Source organism: Halanaerobium hydrogeniformans, from assembly GCF_000166415.1.
Classification (GTDB): domain Bacteria; phylum Bacillota; class Halanaerobiia; order Halanaerobiales; family Halanaerobiaceae; genus Halanaerobium; species Halanaerobium hydrogeniformans.
Genome location: NC_014654.1, coordinates 1,115,569 through 1,133,682 on the forward strand (window position 1 = coordinate 1,115,569; position 18,114 = coordinate 1,133,682).

The 18,114-nt window shown below is 35.6% G+C and carries 20 protein-coding genes; all 20 read left to right on the top strand.

Annotated features, from left to right (window positions below; translation table 11 throughout):
* Positions 1 to 4 precede the first annotated feature (4 nt).
* The 20 genes from HALSA_RS04970 to HALSA_RS05065 all read left to right on the top strand — a co-directional run bounded on the left by HALSA_RS04970 (position 5) and on the right by HALSA_RS05065 (position 18,111).
* Positions 5 to 1,618, top strand: a complete 1,614-nt coding sequence (locus HALSA_RS04970; RefSeq protein ID WP_013405515.1) for a response regulator — start codon at positions 5 to 7, stop codon at positions 1,616 to 1,618.
* Between the two features lie 235 nt (positions 1,619 to 1,853).
* Positions 1,854 to 2,123: a propanediol utilization microcompartment protein PduA gene (pduA, locus tag HALSA_RS04975; RefSeq protein ID WP_013405516.1), complete on the top strand. Its 270-nt coding sequence runs from the start codon at positions 1,854 to 1,856 to the stop codon at positions 2,121 to 2,123.
* A 28-nt stretch (positions 2,124 to 2,151) separates the two neighbouring features.
* A complete protein-coding gene (pduB, locus tag HALSA_RS04980) occupies positions 2,152 to 2,985 on the top strand; it encodes a propanediol utilization microcompartment protein PduB (protein ID WP_013405517.1) in 834 nt (277 codons plus the stop codon).
* A 75-nt stretch (positions 2,986 to 3,060) separates the two neighbouring features.
* The gene (locus HALSA_RS04985) at positions 3,061 to 4,731 is read left to right on the top strand and encodes a propanediol/glycerol family dehydratase large subunit (RefSeq protein ID WP_013405518.1); all 1,671 of its coding nucleotides are present in this window, start codon (positions 3,061 to 3,063) and stop codon (positions 4,729 to 4,731) included.
* A gap of 24 nt (positions 4,732 to 4,755) precedes the next feature.
* On the top strand, positions 4,756 to 5,412 hold the full coding sequence (locus HALSA_RS04990) for a propanediol/glycerol family dehydratase medium subunit (RefSeq protein WP_013405519.1): 657 nt from the start codon (positions 4,756 to 4,758) through the stop codon (positions 5,410 to 5,412).
* Between the two features lie 25 nt (positions 5,413 to 5,437).
* Positions 5,438 to 5,956, top strand: coding sequence for a diol dehydratase small subunit (locus HALSA_RS04995; RefSeq protein ID WP_013405520.1), 519 nt, complete (start codon positions 5,438 to 5,440; stop codon positions 5,954 to 5,956).
* Between the two features lie 24 nt (positions 5,957 to 5,980).
* Entirely contained in the window at positions 5,981 to 7,822 is a 1,842-nt protein-coding gene (locus tag HALSA_RS05000) for a diol dehydratase reactivase subunit alpha (RefSeq protein ID WP_013405521.1), read from the top strand.
* On the top strand, positions 7,815 to 8,402 hold the full coding sequence (locus HALSA_RS12400) for a glycerol dehydratase reactivase beta/small subunit family protein (RefSeq protein ID WP_013405522.1): 588 nt from the start codon (positions 7,815 to 7,817) through the stop codon (positions 8,400 to 8,402). The genes HALSA_RS05000 and HALSA_RS12400 overlap by 8 nt, the downstream gene beginning before the upstream one ends.
* A 34-nt stretch (positions 8,403 to 8,436) precedes the next feature.
* Complete coding sequence (locus HALSA_RS13160; RefSeq protein ID WP_013405523.1) at positions 8,437 to 9,006, top strand: BMC domain-containing protein; 570 nt, start codon at positions 8,437 to 8,439, stop codon at positions 9,004 to 9,006.
* 19 nt (positions 9,007 to 9,025) lie between these two features.
* Complete coding sequence (locus HALSA_RS05015; protein WP_013405524.1) at positions 9,026 to 9,331, top strand: BMC domain-containing protein; 306 nt, start codon at positions 9,026 to 9,028, stop codon at positions 9,329 to 9,331.
* Between the two features lie 84 nt (positions 9,332 to 9,415).
* Positions 9,416 to 10,243: an ethanolamine utilization protein EutJ gene (gene eutJ / locus HALSA_RS05020; protein ID WP_013405525.1), complete on the top strand. Its 828-nt coding sequence runs from the start codon at positions 9,416 to 9,418 to the stop codon at positions 10,241 to 10,243.
* A gap of 20 nt (positions 10,244 to 10,263) precedes the next feature.
* Positions 10,264 to 11,088 carry a flavoprotein gene (locus HALSA_RS05025; RefSeq protein ID WP_013405526.1) on the top strand — a complete coding sequence of 275 codons (825 nt, stop codon included), beginning with the start codon at positions 10,264 to 10,266 and terminating at the stop codon, positions 11,086 to 11,088.
* Positions 11,070 to 11,345, top strand: a complete 276-nt coding sequence (locus HALSA_RS05030) for a EutN/CcmL family microcompartment protein (RefSeq protein WP_013405527.1) — start codon at positions 11,070 to 11,072, stop codon at positions 11,343 to 11,345. Before HALSA_RS05025 ends, HALSA_RS05030 begins: the two co-directional genes overlap by 19 nt.
* A gap of 12 nt (positions 11,346 to 11,357) precedes the next feature.
* On the top strand, positions 11,358 to 11,924 hold the full coding sequence (locus HALSA_RS05035) for a cob(I)yrinic acid a,c-diamide adenosyltransferase (protein ID WP_013405528.1): 567 nt from the start codon (positions 11,358 to 11,360) through the stop codon (positions 11,922 to 11,924).
* A gap of 1 nt (position 11,925) precedes the next feature.
* Positions 11,926 to 12,342 carry a GlcG/HbpS family heme-binding protein gene (locus HALSA_RS05040; protein WP_013405529.1) on the top strand — a complete coding sequence of 139 codons (417 nt, stop codon included), beginning with the start codon at positions 11,926 to 11,928 and terminating at the stop codon, positions 12,340 to 12,342.
* Between the two features lie 22 nt (positions 12,343 to 12,364).
* A complete protein-coding gene (locus HALSA_RS05045) occupies positions 12,365 to 13,768 on the top strand; it encodes an aldehyde dehydrogenase family protein (protein WP_013405530.1) in 1,404 nt (467 codons plus the stop codon).
* A gap of 35 nt (positions 13,769 to 13,803) precedes the next feature.
* The gene (locus HALSA_RS05050) at positions 13,804 to 15,153 is read left to right on the top strand and encodes a 4Fe-4S dicluster domain-containing protein (protein ID WP_013405531.1); all 1,350 of its coding nucleotides are present in this window, start codon (positions 13,804 to 13,806) and stop codon (positions 15,151 to 15,153) included.
* Positions 15,150 to 15,698: a BMC domain-containing protein gene (locus tag HALSA_RS05055; protein WP_013405532.1), complete on the top strand. Its 549-nt coding sequence runs from the start codon at positions 15,150 to 15,152 to the stop codon at positions 15,696 to 15,698. The genes HALSA_RS05050 and HALSA_RS05055 overlap by 4 nt, the downstream gene beginning before the upstream one ends.
* A gap of 18 nt (positions 15,699 to 15,716) precedes the next feature.
* The gene (locus HALSA_RS05060) at positions 15,717 to 16,853 is read left to right on the top strand and encodes an iron-containing alcohol dehydrogenase (RefSeq protein ID WP_013405533.1); all 1,137 of its coding nucleotides are present in this window, start codon (positions 15,717 to 15,719) and stop codon (positions 16,851 to 16,853) included.
* 28 nt (positions 16,854 to 16,881) lie between these two features.
* Positions 16,882 to 18,111, top strand: coding sequence for an acetate/propionate family kinase (locus HALSA_RS05065; protein ID WP_041595790.1), 1,230 nt, complete (start codon positions 16,882 to 16,884; stop codon positions 18,109 to 18,111).
* Positions 18,112 to 18,114 lie beyond the last annotated feature (3 nt).

Genomic DNA, 18,114 nt, shown 5'->3' on the forward strand with positions numbered 1-18,114 from the left:
GCAATTGTTTAAGATACTTGTTGCAGATGATGAATATTTAGAAAGAAAGGCTCTTTCTATAATTCTAGGAGAAAAAAGTGGAATTGACAATATAGAAATAGTAGGAGAAGCTGCTGACGGAAAAGAAGTTGTAGAACTTGCCAGAGAAAAGAAGCCTGATATTATTTTCATGGATGTTAAGATGCCAGGGATGAATGGTTTAAAAGCGATCAAATTGATTAAGGAAAATTCATCTAATACTAGATTTGTAATTTTAACTGCTTATGATGAATTTGAATATGTTCAGGAAGCTCTCTCCCTTGGTATTGAAGAATATCTATTAAAACCGGTTAAACCACAAAAAGTTAGAGAACTGGTTAGCAGACTAGTTAATAAGATTCAGAGTTCTAAAAAGGATGAAAAAATAAGAAAACAGATGAGAGAAAAACTTGATATGGTTATGCCCTATATTAAGATGTCCTTTGTTTTTGACCTTGTTTTTTTAAATATTGATACCATCGAGGAAATTAGAAGTAGAACCGAATTTTTTGATATCGAAGAACTGCCTTCTGCAGTTATGATCGCAGACATTGACCAATTTGCCAGTTCAACGGTTAATGAAGATGAATTAAAAAGACAGCTGCATAAAAAAGAAGTTTTCAGTGTGATTAAAAATTTCGAAAAAAAATATAATTCTTTAATGGTAGTACCGATGACAAGTGACAAGATAATCATCCTTTATTTTGGCGAAAAAATGTACAAAAATGAAAAAATAAAAAAATGGTTAAAAAAAGTAGCAGCAGAAATCAGCCAGGAAGTAAAAAATAAGACCGAATTTACAATAACAATTGGTATCGGTAGTTATTACGATGATCCACGGCTAGTTGATAGATCATATCATGAAGCTCTTGGTGCAATAAGAAATTCATTATTGGTTGGTGAAGGTTCTGCTGTCCACTGGGAAGATATTAAAAATAGGGATTTTCATGAAATAGCTTATCCATATGATATAGAAAGTCGTCTGGTGGAAAAGTTTAAATCAAGGAAGGTTAATCATTTTACAGAATTAGTTGATACACTTTTTAATAGCTGGCAGGTAGATGAAAGCTTTAACTCGATTCTGGTAAAATCAAGGATGATGGAATTATTGGGTGTGCTGTCGAGATCAGCTGTTGAAGCAGGGGCCAGTTTTAAAGATATATCCCCTTTAAATTATAAGTTTACCCAGGAATTATTTAAAATAAATAACCAGGAACAGATGAAAAACTGGCTTAATACGGTTTTGGTAAAATTATCGGAAAAGATCGATGATTTTGGAGCAGACTTTAAAGAAAAAATTATCTATAATGGTGTAAAGTATGTACAGTCTAACTATACCGAGGATATTACTTTAAGTGAAGCTGCTGAAGCTGCCAGTTTAAGCACCCATTATTTTAGCAGAATTTTCAAAAAAGAGATGGGCTGCACATTTAAAAGTTATTTAACTAAATTAAGGATAGAAGAAGCAAAAAGAAGACTGGATAATAAAAATGTAAATATTGCTATAATAGCTAAAGAAATCGGTTATAATGACCCAAGTTATTTTTCAAAAGTTTTTAAAAAATATGAAGGAGTTTCACCATCAGAATACAGAGATTGACAATTTATAATAAAATAATACAAAAAACAATTTATTAATACTAAAAGACAATTTAATACCATATTTAAGCTTATATAATTAGCTAATATTTAGAAAATAAAAAAAATATGGAATAGAGCAAATAATTCTTACAAGAAAACTGTTTTTTGACAAGGGAATTAGAAGTTTTTTGTGAACAATAATAGATAGGGGCACCGAAAATTTATTTAATTATGTTTTGAAAGGAGGGGAATAAATGGCTAGAGAAGCATTAGGCCTGGTGGAAACGATTGGACTTGTTGGTGCTATAGAAGCTGCTGATGCTATGGTTAAGTCTGCAAATGTTGAGCTGGTAGGATATGAAAAAATCGGTTCAGGTTTGGTTACTGTTATGGTAAGGGGGGATGTAGGAGCTACAAAAGCTGCTACTGATGCTGGTGCAGCTGCCGGAAGAAAAGTGGGTGAGGTTGTTTCTGTACATGTAATACCAAGACCACACGAAGATGTTAATAAACTTCTTCCGTAATTTCTAATGGAGAGGAGGGTTAATCGATATGGAAGAGCAGAAAATTAATGATTTAGTTAATGAAGTCATGAATAGGATTAAAGATGCAGAATCTTCAAATGAGACTGAAAATAATGAAAAAAATGTAGAAAAAAGCGAAAATAAAAAAGGTGGTGAAGCTAAATTGAATCTGGCTAATGAAGTAACTGAATTTATCGGAACAACTATTGGAGATACAATTGGTCTTGTAATTGCAAATGTAGATCCTCAATTAAGAGAAATGATGGGTATTGATAAGAAATATCGTTCAATTGGTATATTTAGCGCAAGGACTGGTGCAGGTCCACAAATCTATGCTGCAGATGAAGCAGTTAAAGCTTCAAATACAGAAATAGTAAAAATTGAGCTTCCAAGAGATACTAAAGGTGGAGCCGGTCATGGTTCTTTAATTATCTTTGGTGCTGAAGAAGTTTCTGATGCAAGAAGAGCAGTTCAGGTTGCACTAGATGACCTGGAACGTACTTTTGGTGATGTATATGCTAATGATGCTGGTCACCTTGAATTCCAGTATTCCGCAAGAGCAAGTAAAGCTCTAAATGAAGCTTTTGGCGCTCCTGAAGGTAAAGCGTTTGGTATTTCTGTTGGTGCTCCTGCTGGTATTGGAGTAATTATGGCTGATGTTGCTGTTAAGGCTGCAACAATAGATGTAGTTGGCTATGCTAGTCCTGCTGATGGTACAAGCTTAACTAATGAGTCCATTTTATTCTTCAGCGGAGATTCTGGAGCTGTTCGTCAGGCCGTTGTTGCTGCTCGTGAAGTAGGATTAAAACTTCTGGGTAGTTTAGGTGACAAACCTGAATCTGTTACAACTCCATATATTTAAATCTAACAAAAAATACAATAAAGCAAGTTGTCTTGTCAATAGAAATATTGCAAAACGAACTAAGGAGGGAAAAATGTGAAAAGGTCCAAGCGATTTTTAGAACTTGAAAAAAGGCCGATTAGTAATGATGGATTTATCAATGAATGGCCAGAAGCTGGTCTTGTGGCTATGGAAGGACCCAATGATCCAAAACCAAGCGTTAGAGTTGAAAATGGTAAAATAGTAGAGTTAGATGGTAAAAGAAGAGAAGAATTTGACATGTTAGACTCTTTTATTGCCGATCATACTCTTGATCTAGATATAGTTGAAGATGTTATGGCCCAGGATTCAAAAGAACTGGCTCATAAAATAGTAGACATAAATGTTTGTAGAGATGAGGTTAAGAGATTTGGTTTAGGTATGACCCCTGCTAAAGTTGTTGAAGTGGTTGGTCATATGAATGTTGTTGAAATGATGATGGCGGTTCAGAAGATGAGAGCTAGAAAAACTCCTTCTAACCAGTGCCATGTTACAAATGTAAAAGACCACCCAGCATTATTAGCTGCAGATGCAGCAGAAGCAGCTCTGCGTGGTTTTGATGAAATGGAAACAACAGTAGGTATAGTTAGATATGCGCCTTCTAACGCTATTTCAATCATGGTAGGTTCACAAACTGGCCGTGGTGGAGTTTTAACCCAGTGTGCTGTTGAGGAAGCTATGGAATTAGAAATGGGTATGCGTGGATTTACAGCCTATGCTGAAACAGTTTCAGTATATGGTACAGAGCAGGTATTTGTTGATGGTGATGATACACCATGGTCTAAGAGTTTCTTAGCATCTGCTTATGCATCCCGTGGATTAAAAATGAGATATACTTCTGGTACCGGTTCTGAAGCAGAAATGGGATTTGCTGATGGTAAATCTATGCTTTATCTTGAAGCTCGCTGCTTATATATGACCAAAGGTGCAGGAGTTCAGGGTATACAGAATGGTTCAATCAGTTGTATTGGTGTGCCCGGGGCAGTTCCATCCGGAGTTAGAGCAATTCTGGCTGAAAACTTAATTGCCATGTTACTTGACTTAGAGTGTGCATCTGGTAATGATCAGACATTTACTCACTCAAGTACAAGAAGAACTGCTAGAATGTTAATGCAGTTTTTGCCTGGTACTGACTTTGTATTCTCAGGTTACAGTGCTGTACCAAACTATGATAACATGTTTGCAGGTTCAACTCATGATGTTGATGACTATGATGACTATCTAACATTACAGCGTGACTTAAAAGTTAATGGTGGATTAGTACCTGTAGATGAAGAAGATGTTATTAAAGTTAGAAACAAAGGTGTTAGAGCTTTACAGGCAGTATTTAAAGAAATCGGTATGCCTGATATTACAGATGAAGAAGTAGAGGCTGCAACATATGCCCACGGTAGTAAAGATATGCCTGACCGTGATGTAAGAGAAGATTTCAGAGGTATAGAAGAAATGCTCAATAAAGGAACCACAGGTGTTCAAATCGTACAGGCACTTGCTAAACATGGATTTGAAGATGTAGCTGAAAACTTCTTTAATCTCTTAAAACAGAGAATTGCTGGAGATTATCTCCATACATCAGCGATCTTTGATGAAAACTTCCATGCAATAAGTGCTGTTAATGATAAAAATGATTATGCAGGTCCTGGAACAGGATATAGAGTTTCTGATGAACTCTGGGAAAAACTTAAAAATGTTAGATTCGCTAAAGATATTGACGAAATAGGAGAATAAATAAATATATCGGGAGGTGTAACAATGCAATTAAATGAAGATGCTATTCGCCAGATCGTTGTCGATGTTGTATCAGGAATGACAGATAAAGGTGGAAACTCTGCTTCAACTAAAACTTCCACTGCTAGATCTGGGAATATGACTTTAAAAGAAGTAGGATTGGCCAAGGAAGGTAAAAGTAGTGATGAAGTAGTTATTGCAATAGCACCAGCTTTTGGAACTCATTTATCTAAAACCATGACAGAACAGAATCATTCAGATGTTTTAAGAGAAGTTATGGCTGGTATAGAAGAAGAAGGTATCAAAGCCAGGGTTGTTAAAAATTATATTACCGCAGATGTTGGGTTTATGGGACATAAAGCTGCTCAATTAAGTGGTTCAGGGATAGGAATCGGGTTACAATCTAAAGGTACTATTTTAATTCATCAGAAAGATTTAAATCCACTTTCTAACTTAGAATTATTCCCACAGGCACCACTTATTGACCTGGAAACATTCAGACAGATTGGTACAAATGCTGCAAGATATGCTAAAGGTGAAAACCCTGATCCAGTACCTACAAGAAATGATCAGATGGCCAGACCTAAGTATCAGGCAATATCTGCAGTACTATATAACAAAGAAGTTAAGTTCCTTTACGAGAACAAAAAAATTGTAGAAGTTGAGGTAACATTCAAATAATTTAAAATACCAGGAGGTGTATGTAATGGATAAAGAGTTAGTTGAATCTATTGTACGCAATGTGCTCAGTAATCTTGATGAAGGTCAAAGTAGCCCTTCAAAAAGTTCAAAGAAAAGTACTGGAGGTAATGGTTTAACAGATAAAGATTATCCTCTAGGAGAAAAAAGAAAAGATCTTGTAAAAACTCCTACAGGAAAATCACTTGATGATGTTAAGTTTGCCGATATAATCTCAGGTAAAACTGATGGTTCAGAACTTAAAATTACAGCTGATACATTAAACTATCAGGCTGAAATCGCAAGATCTGTTGATAGAGAACAGTTTGCAAAAAATCTAGAAAGAGCTGCTGAATTAACCAGAGTAGAAGATGAGAGAATTCTTGAAATTTATAATCAGCTTCGCCCTTATCGTTCAACCAAGCAGGAACTTTTAGATATTGCAGACGAATTAGAAAATAAGTATGATGCGGTAATTAATGCTCAATTGATCCGTGAAGCAGCAGATGTTTATGAAAAGAGAAACAGACTAAAAGGTGATAGATAAAGAGTCTAATAGGTAGGTGGGAGTATGGAATATATTGTAGGGGTCGATATTGGCAACTCTACTACAGAAGTTGCTATCGGAAAAGTGGATAAAGAAAAAGAGAATATTGACTTTATTTCAGATGGGATATATAAAACAACTGGTTTAAAGGGCACCATTGATAACATAGATGGTATTCTTAATTCTTTAAACTCTGCTTTAGATAAGGTTAATCTGAGCTACGATGATCTTGCCCTGATTAGATTAAATGAAGCTACACCAGTTATTGGAGATCTAGCAATGGAAACTATAACTGAAACTGTGATTACAGAATCAACTATGATTGGCCATGATCCCTGGACTCCAGGAGGAATTGGTTTGGGTGTTGGAGTTACAACACTTGTCGATGATATTGATGACTGCAAGGCAGGTGATGATGTTATACTTATCATTCCAGGATCAGTTGATTTTGCTGATGCTGCAAATATCATTAATCAGGCTAAAGAAAGAGGGGTTAATGTAAATGGTGCAGTTGCTCAAAAAGATGATGCAGTTTTAATTGTAAATCGTCTTGATGAGACAATCCCTGTGATTGATGAGGTTAAATATATTGATCGGATTCCACTTGCTAAAAAAGCTGCTGTAGAGGTTGCAAGACCGGGAGGAACAATTGATAAACTTTCGAATCCCTATGGTATAGCTACGATCTTTGATCTTGATTCTGAAGACACCAAACATATTTTTCCAGTGGCAAGGTCGTTGATTGGTAACAGATCTGCAGTGGTTATTAGGACACCAGCAGGGGATATTGAAGAACGAAAAATACCGGCTGGAGAAATAGTGATAATTGGTGATAGAGGAAAATCAGAAATTGGTATAGATGCAGGAGCAGAAGAGATCATGGATTCTCTTGAGAAAATACATCCCATAGAAGATGTTAAAGGTCAGCCTGGAACTAATGTTGGTGGAATGCTTGATAGAGTTAAAGTAACTATGAGTAAAGTTACAGATCAACCACTTGAAGACATTAGAATAAAGGATATATTAGCAGTAAATACCTTTGTTCCTAAAGAAGTAAAAGGTGGCCTGGCTGAAGAATATGCTATGGAAAATGCTGTTGGTCTGGCTGCAATGGTTAAAACAAGTCAGCTGCCGATGCGCAAGATAGCAGATAAACTTGAAGATGAAACAAATGTTGAGGTTGAGATAGCTGGTGTTGAAGCCAATATGGCAATATTGGGTGCTTTAACAACACCGGGTACAGATAAACCTTTCGTTATCCTGGATATGGGTGGTGGCTCAACTGATGCTGCAATGGTTACCAACAGAGATAATATTTACACTACTCATCTTGCTGGTGCCGGAGATATGACTTCACTTTTAATTAATATAGAACTTGGCTTAGGAGATATAAATCTTGCAGAATTAATCAAGAAAAATCCTCTGGCTAAAGTAGAAAGTGTTTTCCATGTCAGGCATGAAGATGGAAGTGTTAGTTTCTTTGATGAGCCCCTTGCACCTAAGCTTTTCGGTAGGGTTATAATTCTCAGTGATGACGATAAAATACCAATACCTACAGATCATTCTCTTGATAAGATACGCCAGGTGCGAAGAGATGCTAAAAATGATGTTTTTGTTCGCAATTCAATCAGAGCATTAAAACGGATTATTCCAACTGGAAATATCAGAGATATAGATTTTGTAGTAATGGTCGGTGGCTCAGCAATTGATTTTGAAATACCTACTATGATTTCCAATCAACTTTCAGAATATGGAGTGGTTGCAGGTCGTGGTAATATAAGAGGTGTTATGGGACCTCGAAATGCTGTAGCAACTGGTCTGGTTCTTTCCTATTTGGAAACGGAGGGAAGTGTAATAGATGAGTAATCAATCTCAAAAGCCTTCTGTGAATATAGGAGTACAGAAAGAGTATGAAGAAAATAGCCTTTTCAGAAATCTATGTTATGGTCTGGAAGAAGAAGGAATACCATATCAATTCTTTTTAAGTGATGATAAAAACGTCCATAAACTTGCCAATGATGCGGCAAACGAATCTCGTTTAAATGTGGGTGTTGGAATCGGTGATCAGGACAATATCATAATTCAGCATAAAAAACTGAATATTGATCAGCCATTTTTAGAGAAAAAAGTTGATGAGGACTTTCAGGCTAAGATTATGGGCTCTAATGCAGCTCGTCTGGTAAAAGGTATTCCAATTAAAGATATTCCTTTAGAAGATGAATACAGCAGAAACTCTATTCCAGAACAAAAAAGAGAAGATATAGTTAAAGAAATAAATAAAGCAAACGATACAGCAAAAAACACAACAACTACTAAAATAAATAAAGAAACAAATAATGAGACTAAAGAAGAAAAACCAGTTAATCAAGCCCAGAATGCAGAAATCAACTCAGATGATGTCGAAAGAATAACTAAACTGGTACTTGAAGCACTAAAAGATAGCTAGATAATGGAATAGAGATAGAAAGGAAGGAGGGAATATGTCCAGAACTGCAATTGGTTTGGTTGAAACCCGTGGTTTATTACCTGCATATGAAGCAGTAGATGTAGCTGCAAAATCAGCCAATGTTGAGCTTATTGGTTATGAAATAAGCCGTGGAGGTATGATAATTATCAAAATATCCGGTGATATTGGAGCAGTTAAATCGGCGATTGATGCTGCCAAAACTGCTGCATCCAAACTGGGCAAGGTTTATTCTGCTCATGTTATTCCAAGACCGGCTAAAGATATTCACGAAAAACTCATCTATACAGATGATACAGTTGGATATCAAAAAGATGATGTTGATGATCAATCTACGGTAGAAGAAATAGATCAAGAAAAAACTGAAGATCAAGCTGTAGAAGAAGTTGTAGAAGAAACTGAGGCTGAAGAAACTTCTTCTGAAGAAGAGGCTGAAACAGTTGAAAGTGAAGAAGAGGAAGAATTAGAGGATTCAGAAGATGAAGAAATTTGCAATATCTGTGAAGATCCTAATTGTCCTCGTACTAAAGGTGATTTAAGAACAGATTGTATACACTATGATGAAATCATAGGTGATGATGAATAAATTTAAGGGGGAATGACAAATGAGTGGTGAAGCTTTAGGTTTGATTGAAACTAAAGGTTTTGTTGGAGCAATTGAAGCTGCAGATGCTATGGTTAAAGCAGCAAATGTTAGTCTGGTAGGATATGAAAAGATAGGTTCTGGACTAATTACCGTTATGGTAAAAGGTGATGTTGGAGCTACAAAAGCTGCTACAGATGCTGGTGCAGCTGCTGCAGGTAGAGTAGGAGAACTAATCTCCGTTCACGTAATTCCAAGACCACATACCGATGTTGACGCTATTTTACCACAAATGGCTAAAGATAAATTAGACGAATCACAATTATAATAATTTAAATATAATATCCCCCTTCTTTTGGGAGGGGGGATACTATTAATGATTTATATTGTCTGATGGAGGAGAAATGTATGTATGGATAAATATGTTGAGAAGGCAAATATGACATTAGATATTCTTGCGGGTTTAATAGATGATAAACCTGAAAGTTTAGACTACCAGGGTAAAATAAAGGCTGGAGTTGACCTTGGTACAGCAAATTTAGTATTAACACTTTTGGATGAAGATAATAATCCCATTTTAGCTGCAAGTCAAACAGGTACAGTTGTCAGAGATGGACTTGTTGTAGATTATATTGGGGCTCTCAGGATGGTTAAAAGTATGAAAGCAGAGCTCGAATCAATCTTAAATAGAGAGATAGAATTTGCTGCAACAGCCGTTCCACCTGGAACCGGTGATAGGGATGTTGATACATTCAAAAATGTTGTTCAGGGAGCAGGATTTACGGTAAGTAATGTTGTTGATGAACCATCTGCTGCCGCTGCTGTACTTGGTATTGAAAGAGGTGTTGTAGTAGATATAGGTGGTGGGACTACCGGGATTTCTATTATGCAGAATAAAGAGGTTGTTTATACTGCTGATGAAGCAACTGGTGGAACTCATTTAAATCTTGTTATTGCTGGTGGACTTGGAGTCAGTGTAGAAAAAGCAGAACAAATAAAAAGAGATCCCCAGCGGACAGATGAGATCTTTCCCATGGTTATACCTGTAATCGAAAAGATTGCCTCGATCATTAATAATCATATAGGTCGCTATAAGGCAGAAACAGTTTATCTTGTTGGTGGTACTAGTGCTATTGATGGGATTGAAGATATTCTTGAGCAAAGAACAGGCTTAAAAATTATAAAACCTTCTCAAACTTTATTGGTAACTCCCCTCGGTATTGCCATGAATTGCAAATAGTTGAGGATGGAGGTAAGAAGATGTTAGAAGTAACAGAAGAATTGATCACTAGATTAGTCAAAGAGGTTTTAGAATCTCTTAACAATGAAATATCTCAAAAAAAGAATATAATAGCTCTTTTTACTGGGGGTAAAGTAGATTGTGAAAAATCTTTATCACAATTGAAAAAAATTGATAAACAATTTTCTGTAAATTGGCAGCTCATGTTTTCTCAAAGTGCAAAAAGTGTACTTGATTATGAGTATATTGCCTCAGAATTAGGAGTTGAAAATTTTTTAGAAGAAAATTCTTTTGCCTGTCTTGAGGATGCAGACTTGATTGTGGTTCCTGTTTTAACAAGGAATACCGCAGCTAAGATTTCTGCTCATTTTGCTGATACAACTTTAATTGACTTGATTTTTCATGGGCTGATGGCTGGCATACCAGTCGTAGCTGCTCGAAATGCTGCTGATTTAAGCAGTGATATCTGGGCAGAACTTGGGATGGATAAGATTCCACCTGCTTTATTAGAGGAGAACCAGAAACAGCTGAGAAAAATCGAGAGTTATGGTATTCAGTTAATAGAAGCAGAAGCTATCTCTCAAACAGTTCAAAGATTGCTTGGTCAGACTGAAAAAAGTTCTGCCGGGCAAAAATCGAATAAAAAAGTTGAAAGCAAAAATACAGATAATAATACTATTAATAATTCTATCTATCTCGACAGTAAGGTTTTAACCTACAGGGATATTAATCCTCTTGCTGACGAAATTGAAATAGTATATGTAAAAGAAAATGCAATAATTACTCCTTATGCCCGTGATGTGGCACAAAACAAAGGAATGATAATATGTTCTCAGCCAGAGTAGTTGGTAATGTTGTTGCTACCCAAAAAGACAAAGGTCTTGTTGGAACTAAACTGCTGATAGTTTGCCCACTTTATGAAGAATTTAAAAAAGAAAAGTGTCTGGTGGCAGTTGATAGTGTTGGTGCTGGAATTGGTGAAACAGTTTTAGTTGCCAGTGGTAGTGGTGCTCGTAAGACAAATCAATTTGAAGGTAGTCCTGTTGATCTTGCTATTGTTGGTATAATTGACGAAATTGAACTGGATGAATCCAGTTTTTAGGAGGTGGTTAATATGTCATCTATAGCCACCAAAAGAGGTGACAAAGGCAAAACAAGTCTTCTCAGTGGTGAAAGAGTTTTAAAATCAGATCCCCAGGTAGAAGCATATGGTGTAATTGATGAACTTAATTCCTGGCTGGGTCTAGCCAGGGTAAAATGTGATTATTCCGATATTAAAGAAATAATCTATAAGATCCAGAAGGATCTATTTATTCTTGCTGGAGAACTTGCTTCCAGGCAAAAAGAAGCTAAAGATCAAATTGGAAAAAGTCATTTAGATTATTTAGAAAGTAATCTTGAATGCTATCAGGCTGAGTTCAATTTTACAGGATTTACAGTACCAGGGCAAAGTGAGCTGGGAAGCTACTTAGATATATCAAGAACTATATGTCGCAGAGCTGAAAGAAGAATTGCAGCTGCTGAAGAAGAAAATAATATTACTTTCTCTGAGTTAGTTCACAAATATGTAAATAGATTATCTGATGTAATCTATATTTTAAGCCGGACTGCAGATAAAAGAGAATTAGTTACTGCAGTTACTGAAGAAGTTATAAAGGCCATGGAAAGTGAGGAGAATTAATATGAAAATTACTCTTGATATTGCAGAAAAAATTGCTCAAAAATGTGTTGATAAGGCAGAAGAGATCAATGTACCCATGATTATCTCCATAATGGGTGATGACGGTAGATTGATAGTTTTCAAAAAAATGAATAATGCTCTTCCAGTAAGTATAAAAATCTCTCAGGCTAAAGCTTATACTGCTTATGCTTTAAAAATGAGATCTGATGAACTGGGCAAACTGTCTCAACCAGGTGAAATGCTTTATGGAATAGATACAGTTTGTGATGATATAGTTCTCTTTGGTGGAGGAATTCCGCTTAAAGTTAAAGGAGAACTCGTTGGATCAATCGGTGTAAGTGGAGGCTCAGTAGAAGAAGATATGACTGTTGCTGAAGCCGGCGAAGAGTTCTTTAATAATAGATATACCAGCAATTAGTATTTAATGAGGAGGTACGATAATGGACATAAATAAAGATGAACTTGCTAAAATAATAGATGAAGTTGTTAAAGCATTGGATGATAATGTTTGTGAAAGAAATTCTGAATCAGCAGGTGATTATGGTGTCTTCAAGACTATGGATCAAGCAATTGCTGCTGCAGAAAAAGCCCAGACAGAACTGCAGACTAACTTCTCAGTTCAGGAAAGAGAAGTATTGATCAAGGCAATGCGGGAAGAAATCAAAAAACATGTTGAAAAAATGGCCAAAATGTCTGTTGAAGAAACAGGGATGGGTCGTCCTGAGGATAAGGTTGTTAAGATTACTCTAGCAACTGATAAAACTCCGGGTACAGAAGATTTAAGAACCGAAGCTTACAGTGGTAGAGATGGATTGAGTATTTTAGAAGAAGCTCCTTTTGGAGTTATCTGCTCAGTTACTCCATCTACCAATCCAGCCCCAACAATTATCAACAACTCTATCAGCATGATTGCTTCCTGTAATAGTGTTGTCTTTAACCCCCATCCTGTAGCAAAAGGTGTTTCGCAATATGCTATGAAACAGTTAAATAAAGCGATAATTAATGCAGGTGGACCGGCTAACCTATTAACAGCTGTTGAAAAACCAACTTTACAGACAGTAGAAGAATGTATGCATGATGACAGAGTTACAATGTTAGTAGTAACTGGAGGTCATGGGGTCGTAAAAGCTGCTTTAAGTTCAGGTAAAAAAGCAATTGGTGCAGGAGCAGGTAACCCACCTGTTTTAGTTGATGATACTGTTGATATTGCAAAAGCTGCCAGTGACATAGTTAAAGGCTCCAGCATTGATAATAATGTTTTATGTACTTCAGAAAAAGCTATTGTAGCTTTAGATTCAATTGCAGATCAATTGATTGACTGTATGGAGGCTGAAAATGCCCAATTTGTTGATAATCCAAAAGCGATTGAAAACATAGTTATTAATGAAGATGGAACAGTTAATAAAGAGTATATAGGTAAAGACGCTTCTTATATCTTAGAAAGTGCTGGAATAAAGCCAAAGAACAAAGATGTACGTCTGGCTATAATCGACGTAGATATAGATCATCCTATAGTTAGAAAAGAACAATTGATGCCTGTTTTACCACTTGTAAGAGCTAAAAACTTTGAAGAAGCAATGGAGATGGGTGTAAAAATAGAAAATAAAAATCGTCATTCAGCGATAATTCATTCCAAAAATGTAGATCACTTAACAGCTTTTGCTAAAAAAATTGGAACCACTATCTATGTTAAAAATGCTCCTTCTTATGCAGGTTTAGGTGCTGGTGGAGAAGGATTTTCTTCCTTTACTATCGCCGGACCAACTGGTGAAGGAATCACTTCAGCTAGAACATTCACCAGAAAGAGAAGATGTATTTTAGTAGATGGATTCTCCATAATATAATTCAGCAAAAGTTTTAGACGGAGAGGGGTAGTAATATGAGCCTTATTGATAAAATTGCTGAAGCAGGAGTGGTAGGAGCCGGCGGTGCCGGTTTTCCTACTCATGTTAAATATGGTGCTGAAGCAGAGTATTTTATAATAAATGGAGCAGAATGTGAACCTTTATTAATGACAGATAAATTTTTAATGCGCAGTTTTGCAGCAGAAATTTTAGAAGCAATCGATGAAGTTGCCAAAATTGTAGGAGCAGATAAAGTTGTTTTTGCTCTTAAAAAGAAATATACAGAAGAACTGGCCTGTTTAAAGCGAATTAGAGATGAAAACAATTATGATATTGAATTTTTTCTAATGGAAAGTTATTATCCAGCTGGTGATGAACAGGTAATGGTATATGAAATTACCGGTAGAACTGTTCCTGAAGGTGGGATACCACTTCATGTTGGAGCAGTGGTTTCAAATGTTGGAACCCTTTATAATGTTTACAGGGCAATTAGAGCAGATAAAGCTGTAACAGATAAATATGTTTCAGTCTTAGCCGAAGTAAATAAACCCAGAATTGTTAAAGTTCCAATTGGAACTTCCATCAACGAATGTATTGAAGCTGCTGGAGGAAGTACCCTCGACGAGTATGCTGTCATAATTGGTGGACCGATGATGGGAGAAAATTTAGTTGAAGAAGAAGCGATCAATCAAGCGGTTATAACTAAAACTGCAGGTTCAATAATTATTTTACCTAAAAAGCAGTTCGTTATCGAGATGAATCAACAGAGTATGGAACATATCAAAAACAAAGCAGAAGCTGCCTGCATACAGTGTACATTCTGTACTGAGTATTGTCCCCGTTATTTAATTGGCCATGAAAATCTTGAGCCTCATCGTATTATGAGAGCTTTAGCCTACGAAAAAGAAGACAATACTGATATATTTAAAACAGCCCAACTCTGCTGTGAATGTGGTATCTGTGAATTATATGCCTGTCCTATGGGATTATCTCCCAGACTGGTTAATGTTTATTACAAGCAAAAAATAGATGAAAAATATGAAACAGATAAAGATGAGTTTAAGCCCCACATTATGCAGGAATACCGAAAAATTCCTACTGATAGACAGATCGCTAGATTAAATCTGAGCAAATATAATCATCAGGAATTACATGAACCGGTAGAAATTGAAGTTGATAAAGTTAAAATACCTCTCAATCAGCATATTGGTGCACCGGCAGAATTAATTGTTAGTGAAGGCCAAACAGTAGAAAGAGGACAAAAAATCGCAAAAATAAGAGAAAATGCTCTAGGAGCAAATATACATGCAAGTATCAGTGGTAAAGTTATCAAAGCCGATGATAATCAAGTCATTATAAGTGGAAGCGCAGAGGTGGTATCATGATTAATACAATTGGAATGCTTGAGTTTAACTCTATAAGTCAGGGTATTAAAGTAGCAGATGTGATGAAAAAAGCTGCTGATGTTGAGATAATTTTAGCTCAACCAAATTGTCCTGGAAAATATACTGTATTGATTGCTGGAGATATAAGTGCTGTAAAATCTTCAATGCAGGCTGGTAAAGAACAGAGTGGACCATTTTTAGTAGATGATATGATTATTTCTCGTATCCATCATTCCTTAATCAGTGCTATTAATGGTACAACCCAGATCGAAAAGGTCAATGCTGTTGGAGTATTAGAATACTTTTCTATGCCCAGTGCTATAATAGGTGGAGATGCAGCAGCAAAGGCCTCAGATGTAAATTTAATTCAGGTTAGACTGGGTACAGGTCTTGGTGGTAAGGGTTATGTTACTTTTACCGGTGATGTTAGTGCAGTCAAAAATTCTCTGGATGCTGCAGTTGCTGCCAGCAGTAAAAACGGAATGCTTTATAATAAAGTATTTATTTCTTCACCCAGTGAAGAAGTGTTTAAAACATTATTATAATTTTAAGGGGAAAACAATATGAATAGCTTTGATTTTGAATTTCAAATTAAAACTAAAATTAAATTTGGTAGAAATAAGATTAAAGAAATCAATTCTACTTTACATTCCTTAGCTGCTAAAAACTTAATGGTTGTGGTTGATAAAGGAATAATTGAGGCTGGAATTTTTTCTGGTATAGAAAAAGAGCTGCAGAATTCTAATATTAATTATGTAGTTTATGATAAAGTAAAACCTGATCCAACCATTGAAATAGTTAATTCTGCTGTAGAGTGTGTTTTAAAAAATGATATTGACTCCCTTTTGGCAGTTGGTGGAGGAAGTCCTATTGACACTGCTAAAGCTGTAGTTGCATCTTTTTTTGATAATGATTTAAAAAAGGAAATCAGTGTTGATAGATTAAAGCTCTTAACAATACCAACTACCGCTGGATCTGGAAGTGAAGTAACAACTGCAGTTGTAATAACAGATCAGGAAAACAAGAAAAAATTTGCTTTAATTGATGAAAATTTAGCTCCTGATGTAGCAATTGTTGATCCAGAGCTAACTAAGAGTTTACCTACTTTTTTAACAGCAGTTGGAGGTATGGATGCTTTAAGCCATAATATTGAAGCTTATGTATCACAGGATGCAGTTCTTCCCTTTGAAATGATTGCAACTAAAGGTATTGAGATGGTTAAAGATTATCTCAGACCTGCAGTTGGTAATGGTAATAATATGGCTGCTCGTGAAGGTATGGCCTTAGCTTCACTTTTTGGAGGGATTGCTTTAACTAATTGTGGATTAGGTTTAGTTCATGCAATTTCCCATCCTTTAGGAGGTAATTTTGAGATACCTCATGGTTTAAGTAATACCATCTTATTACCGTATGTAATGAAGTTCAATTTAATAGCTAATCCAAAAAAATATGCAAATATAGCTAGGATCTTTGGAATAGATATTAATCAGTACACAGAAATGGAAGCAGCTTATAAAGCTGTAGAAGAAGTTCAAAAATTAATAAAAGATATAGGTATTACAGAAAGTTTAAGAGATTTTAAAGTAGATAAATTTGAATATATAGCTGAGCATGCTTTAGAAGAAAGAGCAATGCTGAAAAGTAATCCAAGACCCGTTACTAAAGCAAACATTATAGATATTTTAAAAGATGCCTATTAACTAAGCTGATATGGAAGGGAAAGATTATATGAATATTTTTGTTCTCAATTGTGGCAGTTCTTCATTAAAATTTCAATTAATAAATATTGAAAATGAAGAAGTTATTGCAAATGGCTTAGTAGAAAAAATTTCTGAGAGCATCTCTGACTTTAAATATTATACTAAAAACAAAGTAGAACTTGAAATTAAAATGGAGATACCTGATCACAAAAATGCAATTCAGCTGGTGCTCGAAAGATTAATCAGTAGTGAGCATGGAGTAATCAATGATTTTGACGATATTGATATTGTTGGGCATCGGGTTGTTCATGCGGGTGAAAAATTTTCAGGCTCGGTTTTAATAACTAAAGAGGTCATTAATGCTTTAAAAGAAAATATTAAATTAGCTCCTCTGCATAATCCGGCTAATATTGTCGGCATAGAAGCCAGCAAAAAATTAATGCCGAATACTCCTGATGTAGGTATTTTTGATACCGCTTTTCATCAATCGATGCCTAAAGAGTCTTATTTATATGCTCTTCCCTATCAGTGGTATCAGGAAAATGGAGTACGCAGATATGGCTTTCATGGAACATCTCATAAATATGTTACAGAACGGGGAGCAGAACTTCTTAAAAAAGATTATGACAGCTTAAAAATAATTAGCTGTCACCTCGGCAATGGAGCAAGTATTGCTGCTGTTGACCAGGGAAGGGTAATTGATACCAGTATGGGTTTTACTCCCTTAGAAGGACTGGTTATGGGTACAAGACCTGGTGATTTTGACCCTGGAATCATATCCTATATTATGCAGGAAAGAAATTTAAGTATTGAAGAAATTGATGAAATTCTGAATAAGGAAAGTGGAGTGCTCGCTTTATCTGGAATCAGCAATGATTTTAGAGAAATTTCCGAAGCTGCAGAAGCAGGAAATGATAGGGCTCAATTGGCTTTGGATATATTCTGCAGGCGGGTTAAAAAATATATTGGTGCTTATGCTGCCCTGCTAGGTGGAGTGGATTTATTGATCTTTACTGCTGGAATAGGTGAAAATGCCGTAAATATTAGAGCTAAAATACTGGCTGAATTAGAATATTTCGGGATTATCATTGATCCTGAAAAAAATAATATACAGGGTAAAGAAGCTAAAATCAGTGCCAAAACTTCTATTGTTGATGTTTATGTAATACCAACCAATGAAGAACTTGTAATTGCCAGAGAAGCAAAAAAGGTTATAGAACAAGAGATAGAAACTATAATTAAAGATATACTTAAGTAATTC

What these genes read in the sequence shown, in the direction of transcription:
- HALSA_RS05060 (WP_013405533.1), top strand. Translation starts at nt 15,717, where the DNA reads ATGAATAGCTTTGATTTTGAATTTCAAATTAAAACTAAAATTAAATTT.
- pduB (WP_013405517.1), top strand. Translation starts at nt 2,152, where the DNA reads ATGGAAGAGCAGAAAATTAATGATTTAGTTAATGAAGTCATGAATAGG.
- HALSA_RS05040 (WP_013405529.1), top strand. Translation starts at nt 11,926, where the DNA reads ATGAAAATTACTCTTGATATTGCAGAAAAAATTGCTCAAAAATGTGTT.
- eutJ (WP_013405525.1), top strand. Translation starts at nt 9,416, where the DNA reads ATGGATAAATATGTTGAGAAGGCAAATATGACATTAGATATTCTTGCG.
- HALSA_RS13160 (WP_013405523.1), top strand. Translation starts at nt 8,437, where the DNA reads ATGTCCAGAACTGCAATTGGTTTGGTTGAAACCCGTGGTTTATTACCT.
- HALSA_RS05035 (WP_013405528.1), top strand. Translation starts at nt 11,358, where the DNA reads ATGTCATCTATAGCCACCAAAAGAGGTGACAAAGGCAAAACAAGTCTT.
- pduA (WP_013405516.1), top strand. Translation starts at nt 1,854, where the DNA reads ATGGCTAGAGAAGCATTAGGCCTGGTGGAAACGATTGGACTTGTTGGT.
- HALSA_RS12400 (WP_013405522.1), top strand. Translation starts at nt 7,815, where the DNA reads ATGAGTAATCAATCTCAAAAGCCTTCTGTGAATATAGGAGTACAGAAA.
- HALSA_RS05030 (WP_013405527.1), top strand. Translation starts at nt 11,070, where the DNA reads ATGTTCTCAGCCAGAGTAGTTGGTAATGTTGTTGCTACCCAAAAAGAC.
- HALSA_RS04990 (WP_013405519.1), top strand. Translation starts at nt 4,756, where the DNA reads ATGCAATTAAATGAAGATGCTATTCGCCAGATCGTTGTCGATGTTGTA.
- HALSA_RS05055 (WP_013405532.1), top strand. Translation starts at nt 15,150, where the DNA reads ATGATTAATACAATTGGAATGCTTGAGTTTAACTCTATAAGTCAGGGT.
- HALSA_RS05065 (WP_041595790.1), top strand. Translation starts at nt 16,882, where the DNA reads ATGAATATTTTTGTTCTCAATTGTGGCAGTTCTTCATTAAAATTTCAA.
- HALSA_RS05000 (WP_013405521.1), top strand. Translation starts at nt 5,981, where the DNA reads ATGGAATATATTGTAGGGGTCGATATTGGCAACTCTACTACAGAAGTT.
- HALSA_RS05045 (WP_013405530.1), top strand. Translation starts at nt 12,365, where the DNA reads ATGGACATAAATAAAGATGAACTTGCTAAAATAATAGATGAAGTTGTT.
- HALSA_RS05025 (WP_013405526.1), top strand. Translation starts at nt 10,264, where the DNA reads ATGTTAGAAGTAACAGAAGAATTGATCACTAGATTAGTCAAAGAGGTT.
- HALSA_RS04995 (WP_013405520.1), top strand. Translation starts at nt 5,438, where the DNA reads ATGGATAAAGAGTTAGTTGAATCTATTGTACGCAATGTGCTCAGTAAT.
- HALSA_RS05050 (WP_013405531.1), top strand. Translation starts at nt 13,804, where the DNA reads ATGAGCCTTATTGATAAAATTGCTGAAGCAGGAGTGGTAGGAGCCGGC.
- HALSA_RS05015 (WP_013405524.1), top strand. Translation starts at nt 9,026, where the DNA reads ATGAGTGGTGAAGCTTTAGGTTTGATTGAAACTAAAGGTTTTGTTGGA.